The following is a 15,000-nucleotide window of genomic DNA, read 5'->3' as shown; positions in this document are numbered from 1 at the left end:
GGTGAATCCGGAGAAGCGGGCCCGATCCGATGCGCGCGCATCGTGGGCGAAACGGCATGCGATTGCACGCCGGGCGAAGCGGGGCCGTGAGGGCACCCGCAAGAAACGAAACCGGTACCACGCGCCGTGGAACCGTGGACTCAGGCCATGCCGCGTGGCGGCCGGCCCTGCAAGGCGATCATCGCGTGACGTGACCGTTCCCTCTTCATTGTCCATGTCGAAGGCCTGCGAAGTACAGGCCTTCATTATTTCCAGGTTTGCTCAAATCGCAAACTTCTTGGCAAGACCATCCGGACGCAGTTCGTCGTACTCCTCGAACGGCTGGTGGATCCACGGGCTCGTGGGCAGCAGTTCGACGTAGTAGTCGGGGGTGTAGCTCGACACCCCCTTGGTCCAGATGACCGCCGAGCGAAGTTCGGAGATCGCCGGCATGCCGCGCAGGCGATCGACCACTGCGCGCAAGGTGACACCGGAGTCGGCCAGGTCGTCGACCAGCAGCACGCGGCCGGCCAGTTCGCCCTTGGGCAGGGTGATGTACTTCGCCATGTCGAGCCGCCCCTGGATCGTGCCGGCCTCGGCGCGGTACGAGCTCGTCGACATGATGCCGAGCGGCTTGTCGAACACGCGCGACAGCACGTCGCCCGGCCGCAGACCGCCTCGCGCGAGACACAGGATCTGGTCGAACTGCCAGCCCGAAGCGTCGACCTTCAGGGCCAGGCGCTCGATGAGCATGTGGTACTCGTCCCAGGAGACGTAGAGGTGTTTGCCGTCGTCGGTGAGCATGTCGCGGGGTCCTTGGGTTCAGCCCTGGTACGGGTGGCGCAGCAGGATGGTGTGGTCCCGGTCGGGACCGGTCGACACCATGTCGATCGGAGCGCCGATGAGCGCCTGGACACGTTCGAGGTAGCGGCGCGCATTGAGCGGCAGCGCATCCCACTGCGTGAGGCCGAAGGTCTTTTCCGTCCAGCCGGGGAACACTTCATAGATGGGCTTGCAGGCCGCGATCTCGTCGGCGTCCAGCGGCAGGATGTCGATGCGCTTGCCGTCGAGCTCGTAGCCCACGCAGACGTTGATCTCTTCCAACCCGTCGAGCACGTCCAGCTTGGTGATGCACAGGCCGGAGATGCCGTTGATGATGACCGAGCGCTTGAGCAGTGCGGCATCGAGCCAGCCGCAGCGGCGCGGACGGCCCGTCACGGTGCCACGCTCCTGGCCCACGCTCGACAGGTGATGCCCCACGGTCCCGGGCGTGTCCCAGTCGAGTTCGGTCGGGAACGGGCCGCTGCCCACGCGGGTGGTGTACGCCTTGGTGATGCCGAGGATGTAGTGCAGCAGGTCCGGGCCCACGCCTGCGCCGGCGGCAGCATTGCCGGCCACGCAGTTGCTCGACGTGACATACGGATAAGTGCCGTGATCGATGTCGAGCAAGGTGCCCTGCGCGCCTTCGAACAGGATGTTCGCACCCTGGGCATGTGCGGTGTGCAAGGTGTAGCCCACGTCGGCCATCATCGGCTTCAGTTGCTCGGCCACCTTCATCGCGTGGTCGAAGATGGGTTGGAACTCCAACGGCTCGGACTTGAGGTAGCCCGACAGCGCGAAGTTGTGCAGCTCCAGCAGTTCGCGAAGCTTCTTCGCGAAACGCTCGGGGTGCTTCAGATCCTGAACGCGCAGGGCGCGCCGCGCCACCTTGTCTTCATATGCCGGGCCGATGCCCTTGCCGGTGGTGCCGATCTTGCCTGCACCGCTGTCTTCGCGCAGGGCTTCGCGGGCCTTGTCCACGGCCACGTGGAACGGGAGGATCAGCGGGCAGGATTCGCTGATGAACAGCCGCGAACGCACTTCGACCCCGATGGCCTCGAGCCGCTCGATCTCGCTCAGCAGGTGCGTCGGATCGACGACCACGCCGTTGCCGATGTAGCAGGCCACGCCATCGCGCATGATGCCCGAGGGAATGAGCTGCAAGGCGGTCTTCACCCCCTTGATGACCAGCGTGTGGCCGGCGTTGTGGCCACCCTGGAAGCGCACCACGGCTTGTGCGTGATCGGTCAGCCAGTCGACGACCTTGCCCTTGCCTTCGTCACCCCACTGGGTGCCGACCACAACCACGTTGTGGCCGCTGCGTTTCTGTTGCATGTCTTTGAATCCGGTTCGAGAAAAGATGCGGGAGGCTCAGATCGAGCGCACCACCCATTGGCCGTTCGAGGCGACCAGCTCGCGGTCGCAGTCGAACTCCTGGCCTTCGTGTTCATGGCCCGGCAGGACGCACACCACCGACTGGCCCTGTTCGCGGAGCTGGCGGATCGCGCTGCGCAGTCCGGGGTCCTCGCCCCACGGGGCGCGGATCGCAGGACGCAGCGGCTGCTGCTCGACCAGCGCGACCAGTTGCTTGAGGTCGGTGCTGAAGCCGACGGCGGGCCGGTTGCGGCCGAAGATCGCGCCGACCTCGTCGTAGCGCCCTCCCCTGACGACGGCATCGCTCGAGCCATCGGCATAGATGGCGAACCGGGCGCCGCTGTAGTAGGCATAGCCGCTCAGGTCGGCCAGGTCGAAGCCGATGCGCACGCCTGGATACGCCGCACGAAGGTGCTGCGTCAGCCACTGCAGGTCGTCGAGTGCCGCCACGATGAGCGGCTGGGCGGGCAGCTGCTGGCGCGCGGCAGCCAGCACCTCTTCGCCACCGTACAGGCGCAGCAGGGCGAGCAGGCCGTCACGCGATGCGACCGGGAACGAGGCGGTCAGCGCGGCGAGCGCTGGCTGGTCCTTTGCCGCGAGCGCGGCGTACAAGGCATCGCGGGCGGCGGTGTCGAGCGAGACGCCCTGCAGCAGGCCGCGCACGATGCGGGCATCGCCCATGTCGAGCGTGAGCTGGCCGACGCCTGAACGCTTCAGGGCATCGAGCGCCAGCTCGTGGACCTCGAGGTCGGCCTCCAGGCCCGCGTGGCCGTAGATCTCGGCACCGAACTGGAGGGGCTCGCGGGTGCCGTGCAGCCCGTCGGGACGGGTGTGCAGGACCGGTCCGCAATAGCAGAGGCGGGTCACGCCCACGCGGTTGAGCAGATGGGCGTCGATGCGCGCAACCTGGGGCGTCGTGTCGGCCCGCACGCCGAGCGTGCGGCCGCTGAGCTGATCCACGAGCTTGAAAGTCTTGAGGTCGAGCGCACTACCGGTACCCGACAGGAGCGAATCGAGATGCTCCAGCAGCGGCGGCATCACGAGTTCGAAACCGTAGGCCCGTGCTCCGTCCAGCAGTTCGCGGCGGAGTTCCTCGATGCGCCGTGCCTGGGAAGGCAGGACGTCAGCGATGTGCTCGGGCAGCAGCCAAGCAGACGACATGTGAAATGACCGGGGGATTAAAAAAGAGATTGTACCGGCCGCCGGGATGGCGGCCGAAATATTGCCGGACGTTCAGTGCAGGAAGAACGCCAACATGAGCACGCCGGCGAGCATGCTGCCCAACCCGAACGCGCGGATCTGCCCATCGGACAGACGGGTGGCGGCCTCGAACACCCGGCGCCAGAGCGCCGGGTTGAGAAAGGGCAGCACCCCCTCGAAGACCAGCATCAGCGCCATGGCGCCGATGAGGATGTCGCCCGCCGAGCCCTCCATCAGCTGGCGCGGCGGGTCACTTGCGCGCGCCGCTCGGGGCGCCGCTGCCCATGGCCTTGAAGAACTCGGATTCGGCGTCCACCACCATCACGTCCGTCTTGTTGCGGAAGCTGGCGATGTAGGCGTCGAGGCTGCGGTAGAAGTGGGCGAACTGCGGGTCACGGCCGAAGGCCTGGGCGTACAGGGCCGATGCCTTGGCATCGCCGTCGCCCTTGACCTTCTGGGCTTCACGATAGGCTTCCGCGAGGATCACTTCGGCTTGGCGGTCGGCGTCGGCTCGGATGCGTTCACCTTCGGCGCGGCCGGTCGAACGCAGCTCGTTGGCCACTCGGGTGCGCTCGGACACCATGCGCTGGTAGACGGCGCTCGTGATGTTGGCCGAGAAGTCGACCCGCTTGATGCGCACGTCGATCACTTCGATGCCGAACGACTTGGCCTCGTCGGCCAGGCGTGCCTTGACGCCCTGCATGACGGCATCGCGGTCGGTGGCCAGCATGGCCTGCACCGTCCGCTTGGTCACTTCCTCGTTGAAGGCGGCCTGCACGATCGGGCTCAGGCGCGTCTCGAAGTTGCGCATGTCGGCAGCGCCGTTGCTCAGGATGAAGGCCTTGGGATCGATCAGGCGCCACTTCACGAGCCAGTCGACGACCAGGCTCTTCTTCTCGGCGGTGAAGATGGGGCGCGTCTCCGGGCTGTCGAGTGTCTGCACACGCCGGTCGAGGAAGATGACCGTCTGCACGGGTGGCGGCAGCTTGAACTTGAGCCCCGGCTCGTTGATGACTTCCTTGATCTCACCCAGCCCGTAGATCACGGCGAACTGCCGCTGATCGACGATGAACAAGGTGGACGACAAGACCATCAGCGCCACCAGGACGCTGGCCACGATAAAACCGATGCGGTTCATGAGTTCTGTACCTTATGGCGTGCGTTCAGCGGGTCTCGCGGTCGCGGCTGCGCGCGCCGTCACGTGAGCGGCTGTCGTTGTTGGCGCCGAGCGCCGAGGGCAGTGTCTCGGGTGCCGGAGCCGACGGCGCGGCCGCAGCCGGCGCCGGGGCACCGGAGCTCTGGGCGATCAGCTTGTCGAGCGGCAGGTACAGCAGGTTGGAATTGCTGCGGGCGTCGACCATCACCTTCGTGACGTTGGAGTACACGGTGCGCATGGCGTCGATGTACAGACGGTCGCGGGTCACGCCCGGCGCCTTCTGGTACTCGGCCAGCACCTGGGTGAAGCGCTCGGCATCGCCTTCGGCCTCGGCCACCACACGGGAGCGGTAGCCTTCGGCCTGTTCGCGCAGACGCGCGGCACTGCCCTTGGCTTTCGGGATGACGTCGTTGGCATAGGCCTGACCGTCGTTCTTGAAGCGCTCGCGGTCGGCGCCGGCCTTGAACGCGTCGTCGAAGGCGGCCTGGACCTGCTCCGGCGCCTGAACGCTGCCCACGTTGACATTGACCACCAGGATGCCGGTATTGAGCCGGTCGAGCTGCGCCTGAAGCGACTTCTGCAGGTCGGTGGCGATGGCGTCGCGCTGCTCGTACAGAACCGAATCCATCACGCTGCGGCCGACGATCTCGCGCACCGCCGATTCGGCGGCCTGCACGACTGCGGATTCCGGGTCGCGGTTCTCATAGAGGAAGGCGCGGGCATCCTTCACCGTGTACTGCACGGTGAAGCGGATGTCGACGATGTTCTCGTCCTGCGTGAGCATGGAAGACTCACGCAGACCGGTCGACTGCGCCACGCTGTTGCGGCCCACCTCGACGGTGCGCAGCTGGGTGACGGCCACCGTCTCGTGCGCCTGGAACGGATACGGGAAGCGCCACGAGAAACCGGCGCTCGCCGTGTAGTCGTACTTGCCGAACGAGGTGACGACGGCCTGCTGGCCTTCTTGGACGATGAAGAAGCCGCTGCCGAGCCAGATGAGGACGACGACGCCGGCAATCAGGCCGATGCCCACGCCGGCATTGCGCATGTCGGGCTGGTAGTTGCCGCCGCCCGGCCCGGGCGTTCCGGGCCGCTGGCCGCCACCACCCTTGCCGCCGAACAAGCCGCTCAAGCGGCGGTTGAAGTCGCGCCACATCTCTTCCATGTCCGGAGGACCGTCACCACGGTTGCCGTTGTTGAAGATCGGCTCGGGCCGTCCGCCCAGACGCCAGCGCGCTTGGGCGCCGAGGCCGGCGATCAGCACCGAAAGCGCTGACGCCACGCCGGAGACCCGGGCCGTGAGGCGGTCAGGCGATGAGGAAGATCGGCTCATGGTCATTGTGGTTCTTGAGGATGGGAGTCGGTGGAAGCGGCGTCGGCGCCCGTCTCGGCCACGTCAGCGCGTGTGCCGAAGATGGGGGCTGCATCCGTCGAGTTCAACTGGGTCGACAAGGTTCCCGCCGCAGCCGATGCGAGGATGCGGCGCAACTCGGGCAGACCACGGCCTTCGAGCGCGCTCACGAACACGCGCGGCACGCGCACGCCGGGTTCGAGCTCGAGCACGTCGATCAGCTCGCGGGGCTGCTTCGATTCGTCGAGATTATCGAGCTTGTTGTAGACGAGTACCTGCGGAATGTCCCCTGCCCCGATGTCGCGCAGCACCCGCTGCACCTCGGCCATCTGCTCGTCGAGCACCGGGCTCGCGGCATCGACCACGTGGAGCAGCAGGTCCGCGTCGGCGGCTTCCTGGAGGGTCGCCTCGAAGGCGTCGACCAGCTTGTGCGGGAGGTCGCGGATGAAGCCGACGGTGTCGGACAGCGACACCGAACGCGCCGCCTCCTCGATGTAGAGCTGGCGGGTGGTGGTGTCGAGCGTGGCGAAGAGCTGGTCGGCGGCGTAGGTCTTGGCTTTCACCAGGGCGTTGAACAGCGTCGACTTCCCGGCGTTGGTGTACCCGACCAGGGAGATGCGGAAGGTGCCGCTGCGCTCACGGGCGCGACGCTGCGTGCCGCGCTGCTTCTTGACGCGGACGAGCCGCTCCTTCACCGACTTGATGCGCTCGCCGATCATGCGGCGGTCGAGTTCGATCTGGGCTTCACCCGGGCCACCGCGCGTGCCGATGCCGCCGCGCTGACGCTCCAGGTGGCTCCAGCGGCGCACCAGGCGCGTGGAGAGGTACTGCAGCCGGGCGAGTTCGACCTGCAATTTGCCCTCGTGGCTCTGCGCCCGGGCGGCGAAGATCTCGAGGATCAGCATGGTGCGGTCGGCCACGGCCACGCCGAGGTGGCGTTCGAGGTTGCGCTGCTGGGCAGGCGACAGGGCCTGGTCGAACAGCACCGCCTCGGCCTGGTGGCCCTCGACCAGGGCCTTGATCTCGTCGGCCTTGCCCGAGCCGACGAAGAGTGCCGGGTCGGGCGCCTTGCGGCGGGCGACGACCCGCGCAACCGGCACGTCGCCGGCGGACTCCGCCAGCAAGGCGAGTTCGTCGAGGCTGGCGTCGAACGGCGAGTCGCCGCCGAAGTCCACCCCGACCAGGATGGCCCGAGGGAGGTCGGCCGCTGCAGTCAAGGTGCGAGGCGTCCCGTGAGGGGTGGCACGGGCGTCAGGCTTGTTCAGGGGCTTCGGCCGTGCTGAAGTTGACGGCCCGGCCCGGGACGACGGTCGAGATGGCGTGCTTGTACACCATCTGGGTCACCGTGTTACGCAGGAGCACCACGTACTGATCGAAGGACTCGATGTGGCCTTGCAACTTGATGCCATTGACGAGGTAGATCGAGACCGGCACATGTTCCTTGCGAAGAAGGTTCAGGAACGGGTCTTGGAGGAGTTGGCCTTTGTTGCTCACGATATGCTCCGTGTTTGGAAGAGTGACAGAGAGGGAGAGAGAGGGATAGACGGCACGTTAACACAGTGCTGCGCTGCGCCACCGGCCGCGGCCAATGGACTTCACTCCTTGTCGGTGAAGGGATTGTGCGAGGACTTCATTTCAATGCGCAGCGGTGTTCCGGTGAGCTTGAAGTGCTCGCGGAAGCGCCCTTCCAGGTAGCGCTTGTAGACGGCGGTGACATGCTCCAGCGAGTTGCCGTGGATCACGATGACCGGGGGATTCATGCCGCCCTGGTGCGCGTAGCGCAGCTTCGGTCGGAAAGCGCCGGCCCGCTTGGGGGCCTGGGCTTCCACCGCCTCCTGCAGCAGCCGGGTCAGCACCGGCGTGCTCATCTTGCGGCACGCCGAGGCATGGGCGTCGGCGATGGCCTGCCAGACGGGCCCGAGCCCCTGGCGCCGGATGGCGGAGATGCGCAGCACCGGGGCGAACTTGAGGAAGGCGAGCCGCTGCGCGATGGAGCGCTCCAGCACCTCGCGCTGGTAGTCGTCGATGGCGTCCCACTTGTTGACGGCCACCACGACGGCGCGACCACTCTCGAGGATGTAGCCCGCGATGTGCGCGTCCTGCTCCGACACGCCGAGCGTGGCATCGAGCAGCAGCAGCACGACGTTGGCGTCGGCAATGGCCTGCAAGGTCTTGACGACCGAGAACTTCTCGATGGCCTCGAACACCTTGCCCTTGCGGCGCAGGCCGGCGGTGTCGATCAACTCGAACTTCTGGCCGTTGCGCTCGAAGGGCACCGTGATGGCGTCCCGCGTGGTGCCGGGCATGTCGAAGGCCACCAGGCGTTCCTCGCCCAGCCAGGTGTTGATCAGGGTGGACTTGCCGACGTTCGGTCGACCGGCCACGGCCAGGCGGATCGGCTTGTCCACCAGGTCCTCGCCCTCGGCCTCGTCCTCGTCGACATGGAAGTCCTCGAGCACCGCCTCCAGCAGGCTGCGGATGCCCTGCCCGTGCGCGGCCGACACCGGATGAGGCGCACCCATGCCGAGCTCGAAGAACTCGCCCAGCAGCGGCGACTCGGACATGCCCTCGGCCTTGTTGGCCGCCAGGAAGACGCGCTTGTTCACCGACCGCAGGTAGCGGGCGATGTCGTGGTCTTGTGCGGACAGGCCGCCGCGCACGTCCACGACGAACACGACCGCGTCGGCTTCAGCCACCGCCTGTCGCGTCTGCTTGGCCATCTCCTTGACGATGCCGGTGGCGCTGTCGGGCTCGAAGCCGCCGGTGTCCACGCAGATGAACTCGCGGTCGCCCAGGCGACCATCGCCATAGTGGCGGTCGCGGGTCAGGCCGGCGAAGTCGGCCACGATCGCGTCGCGCGACTTCGTCATCCGGTTGAACAGGGTGGACTTGCCGACGTTGGGGCGGCCCACCAGGGCAATGACGGGTTTCATTGAAAAGCGCTTTGGTTCATTCGGACCGGAAAGCGTGCAACCCGCCTTCGCTGGTGACGATCAGGGTGACAGACCCGATGCGCGCCGGCGCCACGCGAATGGCCTCGCCATCGGTGGATTGGCGAGCGACGGGCGTTCCGTCGTCGCGGTTGAACCAGTGGACCATGCCTTCGCTGTCGCCGAAGACGACCGCGCTGCCGGCAATCAGCGGCGTGGACAGGCCGCGGTAGAGCATGGAATCGATGTTCCAGGCGACGGAGCCGTCGACGGTTCGCCAGCCGGTGATGCGGTCGTTCGTGTCGGCGCCGATCACCATGCGCTCGTCTGCCGAGATGCCGTCGTTGCCAGAGGCGTTGCGGGTCCAGATGAGGCTGCCGCGCTCGGCATTGACGCAGCCGACGGCCACCTGGAAGGCGCGGGCGCAGACCAGTTCGCCGGCCCGCGAACCCGGACCGACCAGGTCGGCCAGGCGCTCCACCTCGTTCGTGCCACGCGGTGAGGCGACCGTGGACTCCCAGCGCACTTCGCCCGTCATCGGGTCGAGGCCGGCGAGCTTGCCGCCCTGCCCCACCAGCAGCGTGTCGCGATACGCCTGCAGCACGCTGGCCTGGGCCAGCGTCAACGCATCTCCCGGGCGTTGCGCCGACCACAGCTTGCGGCCGTCGAGGACGTCGAAGGCGTGCACCGAGCGATCGACGGCGATGACGAACACCCGCTCGCCTGCCACCAGCGGCGCCGTGACGACACCGGAGGGCAGCTTCTTGCGCCAGGTCGGCGTGCCGTTGTCGATGGCAACCAGTTCGTTCTGCTGCGTGACGACCGCGGCGAATCGACCGTCGCTGCCAACCCCGGCGCTCAGCCGGGCCTGCACGTTCGCACGCCAGAGTTCGGCGCCGTTGTCGGCCTGGAATGCCACGACGTTGCCATCGTCATCGGCGACCGTGAAACGGTTTCCGGCGACAGCCACGCCCAGGGGGAAGCTCACTTCGCCCATGTCGTGTTTCCACATCTGGGCCACGACCAGCGTGGCGGCCAGCGGTTGCAGCGGTGTCGGGTCCGGCACATTGGGCCCGAACGAGCACGCGGCCAGCGAGGCGGCTGCCGTGCCGGCTGCGGCCCATCGCAGCAGCGAACGTCCGAAGCGCAGGGACTTCATCATCATGAAGTGGCCTTCTTGCCGGCATCAGCCTCGGGCGTGCCGCCCAGGGTGATGAGCTTGGCCTCGATCATGCGGCGGTATTCGATGCGGCTGTCCATCGCCTTGAAGGCTTCCTGGTACGCCGCGCGGGCCTCGTCGGTCTTGCCCTGGGCCGCCAACACATCGCCGCGACGGTCGGCGACGAGCGCCGCGAACGCCGGGGCATCCGCGCCCGCGAGTTGCTTGAGCGCTTCGTCGGGCTTCTTCTGCTCGAGCAGCAGCCCGGCCAGGCGCAGGCGGGCCACCGTCTTGTACTCGGCCTCGCCCGCGTTTTCCGCAACCCAGCCGAGCGTGGCGACGGCTGCGTCGGCCTGGGCCTTCTCGGCCTGGACCTTGGCCGTCAGCAGGCCGGCCTGCTGGGTGAAGCCGGTGCCGGGAAAGCGCTCCTTCATGTCGCCGAAGACACGCAGCGTCTTTTCCAGGTCGCCCGCTTGAGCCGCGCGATCGAGTTCGTCATACAACAGCCCGGCCTTGGCCGACTGCTCCAGCCCGCGCTTCTCCCAGTAGGCATAGGCGGCGTAGGCGCCAAGCACGGCCACCAGCACCCAGGTGATGAGGTTGCCGTACTTCTTCCAGAACGCTTTGAGCTGGTCGAGTTGTTCTTGTTCTTCGAGGTCGAGTTGCGTGGCCATGGATGTGCTTTCAGACGAAGGCGGGATTATGCGTCGAGCCGCGATGGCGGCCCGGGAGGCGGCGCGCGCCGCCGATGATCAGGCCGGCTGGGCCGCCGAGCCGTAGCGGGTCTCGATGTAGTTCTCGACCAGGGTCTGGAACTCTTCGGCGATGCGGTCGCCGCGCAGGGTCAGGGCCTTCTCGCCATCGATGAACACCGGGGCGGCAGGCGCTTCGCCATTGCCAGGCAGGCTGATGCCGATGTCGGCATGCTTGCTCTCGCCCGGGCCGTTGACGATGCAGCCCATGACGGCCACCTTCATCTTCTCGACGCCGGGATAGCGGGCCCGCCAGACCGGCATCTGCGCGCGCAGGTAGTCATCGATCTGCTTGGCGAGTTCCTGGAAGGTGGTGCTGGTCGTGCGACCGCACCCGGGGCAGGCGGTCACGCTCGGGTTGAAGGAGCGCAGGCCCAGTGACTGGAGAATCTCGAGGGCGACGACCACCTCCTGCGTGCGCGCTTCGCCGGGCTGCGGCGTGAGCGACACGCGGATGGTGTCGCCGATGCCGTCCTGCAGCAGCAGCGCCAGGGCCGTGGCCGAGGCCACCGTGCCCTTGGTGCCCATGCCGGCCTCGGTGAGGCCGAGGTGCAAGGCATGGTCACAGCGGCGGGCGAGCGCCCGGTACACCGTGACGAGATCCTGGACGCCCGACATCTTGCACGACAGGATGATGTTGTCCGGGTTCATGCCGATCTCGGCGGCCCGACGTGCCGACTCCACCGCCGACGTGACGATGGCCCGGTACATGATCTGCTGCGGCTCGAACGGCTCGGCGCGTCGGCCGTTCTCGTCCATCATGCGGGCGAGCAGTTCCTGGTCGAGGCTGCCCCAGTTGACGCCGATGCGCACGGCCTTGTCGTGACGTGCGGCAATCTCGATCATCTGCGCGAACTGGCGGTCGCCCTTGTCGCCCTTGCCCACATTGCCCGGGTTGATCCGGTACTTGGACAACGCTTCGGCACAGGCGGGAAAATCGGTCAGCAGGCGGTGACCGTTGTAGTGGAAGTCGCCCACCAGCGGCACGTCGATGCCCATGCGGTCGAGCTGGTCCCGGATGTGCGGCACCTGGGCTGCGGCCTCGGGTGTGTTCACCGTGATGCGGACCATCTCGGAGCCCGCCACGGCGAGTTCCTTGACCTGGATCGCCGTCTCGATGGCGTCCACCGTGTCGGTGTTGGTCATGGACTGGACGCGCACCGGGGCGCCACCACCGATGGTGACCGTGCGGGAACCCCAGCGGACCGTCGCCTGGCGCGTGCGGCGCTGGGCCGGCGCTGCCGGTTCGATGAAGTCGTCGAGGGCGGTGAAGGCGTCTGGCATGGTGCGGTCGAGCGTGATGGGAGGCAAGGCTATTTCAGTTCCAGCTTGGCGACGTTGTCACGCGAGGTCAGTGGCGTCAGGTCGACCCGCTGGCCCTTGAACGAGACCTCGGTGGCCTGCGCATTGCCGATTTTGACGCGGAGCGGGTATGCCCCGTCGAGACCGACGGTCTCTCCCGGCTGCAGCATGCGCGAGAAGAGCGCCACGCCGCGCCGGTCGATCACCTCGACCCAGCTTTCCGCCGTGGCCCGCAGCTGCAGCGGCGCGGACGATGTCGCGACCGCCGACGCCGGCCCCGAGGCGGCCTGCGCCGCGTCGGTCGGAGCGGAATGCACCGTCTCGATGGCGGGCACGGCGGGGGTGGCGGGCATGGCGGGCACGTCGGACGCGCCCGCGGCCGGCAGCACCGGCGCGGTGGCCGGCACGCCGATCACCGTGTCGATGACGGTCGTTTCCACGCCCGACGCGCCCGTCTCGGTGGCCTCGGGGGAAGTCGACGGCGAACCCGACGAGATCTCGTTGAAGCGCTCACCTACCCAACCGGCCGGCACGAGGTAGACGACGATGGCCAGGACGACGAGCCCGATCGCACCCAGGCGCACGGGACTCTTGAGGAAGCTGAGGTCCGCCGGCGACTGGCGCCCCGGCCGATCCCGGAACGGCTCGTTGATGCCGCGGCTCATGTGCTCCAGGCCGTGCCCGGGTGCCGCCGGCAACAGGGCCAGCACGGGGGAAGGATCGACCTTGAGCGTACGGCACACGGTCTGGGCCAGCGCGCGTGTGAACGCCGTGCCGGGGAGTTCATCGAACCGATCCGCCTCCAGCGCCTCGAGCTTCTGTGGCGCCACCTTCATGGCATTGGCGAGCGCGGCGATGTGCATGCCGCGGGCGAGCCGGGCCTCACGCAACAGGCTGCCGGCCGTGGCTGAGGGCGCGGGAGACGGCGCGGCCGCGCCATCGGGGCCCGGGGTGGTCTCACTCATTGAAGGCACCCCTGTCGAATGCAAGTGACTCCCGCGACTTCGGGAAACGGTTGCGCAGCTTCAGACCGAAGTCGTTGGCGCCCTGCTGGTTGCCGAGCTTCATCTCGATGCGGGCAGCCAGCCAGAGGGTCTGCGCGTTGGAGGTGGCCTCGGACTGGTTGACCCGGCGCACGTAGAAGCGCGCCCGCTCGTAGTCGCCACGGAGGTACAGCGTCTCGGCGTAGTTCACCGCGATCATCGGGTTGCCGGGCTCGAGCTCATACGCCCGGCGCAGCGTCGCCTCGGCTTCGGCCAGGCGGCCGGCACGGGTCTGGCACACGCCCGCGGCCAGCAGCGTTCGCGACGTGCCGTTGTACTGCGGCACGGCCAGCGCCTGGGTGAACTGGGCCTCGGCTTCGGGGAAGCGCTTGCGGCCGCAGAGGTGCCAGCCGTAATTGTGCATGGCGTCGGCGTCGCGCGGATTGATCGACAGCGCGCGCCGGTAGCTGTCCTCGGCAAGGTCGTCGTCACCGAGGGCGGAATAGATGAGGCCGCGCAACACGTAGCCTTCGCCGAGCGAGGGATCGGCCTGCAACGCGAGCTTGACCTCATCGAGGGCGGTGGTCAGCTGGCCACGGCGAAAGTAGGCGGAGGCCAGCTCGAGCCGCACGCGCGCACGACGGGCATCCTTGGTCTCGTCCGAAGCGGTCACCCGGTCCCGCGGCTGGTCACCGCCGAGCGGTGCCCCGGTGGCGTTCGGGAAGTCGGCGTTGGGCACCTGGACGCACGCGGCGATGGCGGCCGTGAGCAGCAGCACCGCGTACAGGGAGAAGCACCTCGGGCGAGCACGGGTCATCGGCGATTTTCCTCGGGAGCGACAAACGGAACGGCATCGTCGCCAGGGGGCGAGCGGTGCACGCGGATCGGGGCACGCGTCATGCGCTCGCTGGCGCGGGTGCGGTCCTGCACCTCGCCGGCGAGCTGCCCGCAGGCCGCGTCGATGTCATCACCGCGCGTCTTGCGCACGGTCGTCACCACGCCGGCATCGAGCAGGATCTGGGCGAAGGCGCTGACGCGTTCCTTCGGCGATCGCTTGAGGCCGGATTCGGGGAAGGGATTGAACGGGATGAGGTTGAACTTGCAGGACACCTGCTGGCTGATCTTCACCAACGCGCGGGCATGCTCCGGCAGGTCGTTCACGCCGTCGAGCATGCAGTACTCGAACGTGATGAAGTCACGTGGTGCCGCCTCGAGGTAGCGCTCGCAGGCCGCCAGCAGCTCGGCGATCGGGTACTTGCGATTGAGCGGCACGAGGTCATCGCGCAGCGGGTCGACGGGCGCATGCAGGGACACGGCCAGCGCCACGGGGCAGTCGACCCGCAGGCGATCGATCATGGGCACCACGCCGGAGGTGGAGACCGTCACGCGCCGGCGCGACAGACCATAGCCGTGGTCATCGAGCATGACCCGGAGCGCCGGAACGAGCGCGTTGTAGTTCTGCAGCGGCTCGCCCATGCCCATCATCACGACGTTCGAGATGGCGCGCTCACCCGGCGCCAGGTTCAGGCGACGGCGCAGGTGATGTTCGGCAAACCACAGCTGGGCGACGATCTCGCCGGTGGTCAGGTTGCGGCTGAAGCCCTGATGCCCGGTCGAGCAGAAGCGGCAGCCCACCGCACACCCGGCCTGCGACGACACGCACAGCGTGCCGCGGTCGGTCTCGGGAATGAACACGGTTTCCACGGCATTGCCGCCGCCGACATCGAACAACCACTTGATGGTGCCGTCGGACGAGGCTTGCTCGCTGATGACGTCGAGCGCCCGGACCTGGGCCACGCCGGCGAGCTTGTCGCGCAGCGATTTGGCCAGGTCGGACATGGCGGTGAAGTCGGCCGCGCCCTTCTGGTGGATCCACCGGAAGAGCTGCGTCGCGCGGAAGCGCTTCTCACCGAGCTTCTCGCAAAACGCGGCCAGACCGTCGAGGTCGTATTCGAGGAGGTTGGCCGGGGTCATGATGTTGGGGTCCTCGCGCAT

The 15,000-nt window shown here is 67.7% G+C and carries 15 protein-coding genes; all 15 read right to left on the bottom strand.

Going from position 1 to position 15,000, the window contains the following annotated elements; all coding sequences use genetic code 11:
• Window positions 1-261: 261 nt before the first annotated feature.
• A complete protein-coding gene (locus ACSQ2F_RS07645) occupies window positions 262-783 on the bottom strand; it encodes a phosphoribosyltransferase (protein ID WP_436021381.1) in 522 nt (173 codons plus the stop codon).
• Between the two features lie 18 nt (window positions 784-801).
• Window positions 802-2,133, bottom strand: a complete 1,332-nt coding sequence (locus ACSQ2F_RS07640; protein ID WP_436021379.1) for an adenylosuccinate synthase — start codon at window positions 2,131-2,133, stop codon at window positions 802-804.
• A gap of 36 nt (window positions 2,134-2,169) precedes the next feature.
• Entirely contained in the window at window positions 2,170-3,333 is a 1,164-nt protein-coding gene (locus ACSQ2F_RS07635; protein ID WP_436021377.1) for an ATP phosphoribosyltransferase regulatory subunit, read from the bottom strand.
• 72 nt (window positions 3,334-3,405) lie between these two features.
• Window positions 3,406-3,606 carry a DUF2065 domain-containing protein gene (locus ACSQ2F_RS07630; RefSeq protein ID WP_436021375.1) on the bottom strand — a complete coding sequence of 67 codons (201 nt, stop codon included), beginning with the start codon at window positions 3,604-3,606 and terminating at the stop codon, window positions 3,406-3,408.
• Between the two features lie 16 nt (window positions 3,607-3,622).
• Window positions 3,623-4,510 (bottom strand): protease modulator HflC, encoded by an 888-nt coding sequence (gene hflC, locus ACSQ2F_RS07625; RefSeq protein WP_436021373.1) that lies wholly within the window; start codon window positions 4,508-4,510, stop codon window positions 3,623-3,625.
• A gap of 25 nt (window positions 4,511-4,535) precedes the next feature.
• Window positions 4,536-5,861 (bottom strand): FtsH protease activity modulator HflK, encoded by a 1,326-nt coding sequence (hflK, locus tag ACSQ2F_RS07620; protein WP_436021371.1) that lies wholly within the window; start codon window positions 5,859-5,861, stop codon window positions 4,536-4,538.
• 2 nt (window positions 5,862-5,863) lie between these two features.
• Window positions 5,864-7,096, bottom strand: a complete 1,233-nt coding sequence (gene hflX / locus ACSQ2F_RS07615) for a GTPase HflX (RefSeq protein ID WP_436021369.1) — start codon at window positions 7,094-7,096, stop codon at window positions 5,864-5,866.
• Window positions 7,097-7,130: 34 nt separating this feature from the next.
• On the bottom strand, window positions 7,131-7,373 hold the full coding sequence (gene hfq / locus ACSQ2F_RS07610; protein ID WP_436021367.1) for an RNA chaperone Hfq: 243 nt from the start codon (window positions 7,371-7,373) through the stop codon (window positions 7,131-7,133).
• 101 nt (window positions 7,374-7,474) lie between these two features.
• Window positions 7,475-8,812, bottom strand: coding sequence for a ribosome biogenesis GTPase Der (der, locus tag ACSQ2F_RS07605; protein WP_436021365.1), 1,338 nt, complete (start codon window positions 8,810-8,812; stop codon window positions 7,475-7,477).
• A gap of 16 nt (window positions 8,813-8,828) precedes the next feature.
• On the bottom strand, window positions 8,829-9,974 hold the full coding sequence (bamB, locus tag ACSQ2F_RS07600) for an outer membrane protein assembly factor BamB (protein WP_436021363.1): 1,146 nt from the start codon (window positions 9,972-9,974) through the stop codon (window positions 8,829-8,831).
• Window positions 9,971-10,642, bottom strand: coding sequence for a YfgM family protein (locus tag ACSQ2F_RS07595; protein WP_436021361.1), 672 nt, complete (start codon window positions 10,640-10,642; stop codon window positions 9,971-9,973). Before ACSQ2F_RS07595 ends, bamB begins: the two co-directional genes overlap by 4 nt.
• 78 nt (window positions 10,643-10,720) lie before the next feature.
• Window positions 10,721-12,004: a flavodoxin-dependent (E)-4-hydroxy-3-methylbut-2-enyl-diphosphate synthase gene (ispG, locus tag ACSQ2F_RS07590; protein WP_436026770.1), complete on the bottom strand. Its 1,284-nt coding sequence runs from the start codon at window positions 12,002-12,004 to the stop codon at window positions 10,721-10,723.
• A 29-nt stretch (window positions 12,005-12,033) separates the two neighbouring features.
• Complete coding sequence (locus ACSQ2F_RS07585; protein WP_436021359.1) at window positions 12,034-12,987, bottom strand: RodZ domain-containing protein; 954 nt, start codon at window positions 12,985-12,987, stop codon at window positions 12,034-12,036.
• Window positions 12,980-13,822 carry a type IV pilus biogenesis/stability protein PilW gene (gene pilW, locus ACSQ2F_RS07580; RefSeq protein ID WP_436021357.1) on the bottom strand — a complete coding sequence of 281 codons (843 nt, stop codon included), beginning with the start codon at window positions 13,820-13,822 and terminating at the stop codon, window positions 12,980-12,982. The genes ACSQ2F_RS07585 and pilW overlap by 8 nt, the downstream gene beginning before the upstream one ends.
• On the bottom strand, window positions 13,819-14,979 hold the full coding sequence (gene rlmN / locus ACSQ2F_RS07575; RefSeq protein WP_436026768.1) for a 23S rRNA (adenine(2503)-C(2))-methyltransferase RlmN: 1,161 nt from the start codon (window positions 14,977-14,979) through the stop codon (window positions 13,819-13,821). The genes pilW and rlmN overlap by 4 nt, the downstream gene beginning before the upstream one ends.
• Window positions 14,980-15,000: the final 21 nt, after the last annotated feature.

Source organism: Rhizobacter sp. LjRoot28 (assembly GCF_964253025.1).
In the GTDB taxonomy this organism is placed as follows: Bacteria; Pseudomonadota; Gammaproteobacteria; order Burkholderiales; family Burkholderiaceae_C; genus Rhizobacter.
The sequence above is the reverse complement of the archived record's forward strand: the minus strand, read 5'-3'. Positions and strand labels throughout refer to the sequence as shown.

Bases quoted from the DNA above. Each gene is read 5' to 3' on its own strand.
- bamB (WP_436021363.1), bottom strand. From the start codon at position 9,974: ATGATGATGAAGTCCCTGCGCTTCGGACGTTCGCTGCTGCGATGGGCC.
- ACSQ2F_RS07640 (WP_436021379.1), bottom strand. From the start codon at position 2,133: ATGCAACAGAAACGCAGCGGCCACAACGTGGTTGTGGTCGGCACCCAG.
- ACSQ2F_RS07630 (WP_436021375.1), bottom strand. From the start codon at position 3,606: ATGGAGGGCTCGGCGGGCGACATCCTCATCGGCGCCATGGCGCTGATG.
- ACSQ2F_RS07595 (WP_436021361.1), bottom strand. From the start codon at position 10,642: ATGGCCACGCAACTCGACCTCGAAGAACAAGAACAACTCGACCAGCTC.
- rlmN (WP_436026768.1), bottom strand. From the start codon at position 14,979: ATGACCCCGGCCAACCTCCTCGAATACGACCTCGACGGTCTGGCCGCG.
- hflC (WP_436021373.1), bottom strand. From the start codon at position 4,510: ATGAACCGCATCGGTTTTATCGTGGCCAGCGTCCTGGTGGCGCTGATG.
- pilW (WP_436021357.1), bottom strand. From the start codon at position 13,822: ATGACCCGTGCTCGCCCGAGGTGCTTCTCCCTGTACGCGGTGCTGCTG.
- ACSQ2F_RS07585 (WP_436021359.1), bottom strand. From the start codon at position 12,987: ATGAGTGAGACCACCCCGGGCCCCGATGGCGCGGCCGCGCCGTCTCCC.
- der (WP_436021365.1), bottom strand. From the start codon at position 8,812: ATGAAACCCGTCATTGCCCTGGTGGGCCGCCCCAACGTCGGCAAGTCC.
- ispG (WP_436026770.1), bottom strand. From the start codon at position 12,004: ATGCCAGACGCCTTCACCGCCCTCGACGACTTCATCGAACCGGCAGCG.
- hflK (WP_436021371.1), bottom strand. From the start codon at position 5,861: ATGAGCCGATCTTCCTCATCGCCTGACCGCCTCACGGCCCGGGTCTCC.
- ACSQ2F_RS07635 (WP_436021377.1), bottom strand. From the start codon at position 3,333: ATGTCGTCTGCTTGGCTGCTGCCCGAGCACATCGCTGACGTCCTGCCT.
- ACSQ2F_RS07645 (WP_436021381.1), bottom strand. From the start codon at position 783: ATGCTCACCGACGACGGCAAACACCTCTACGTCTCCTGGGACGAGTAC.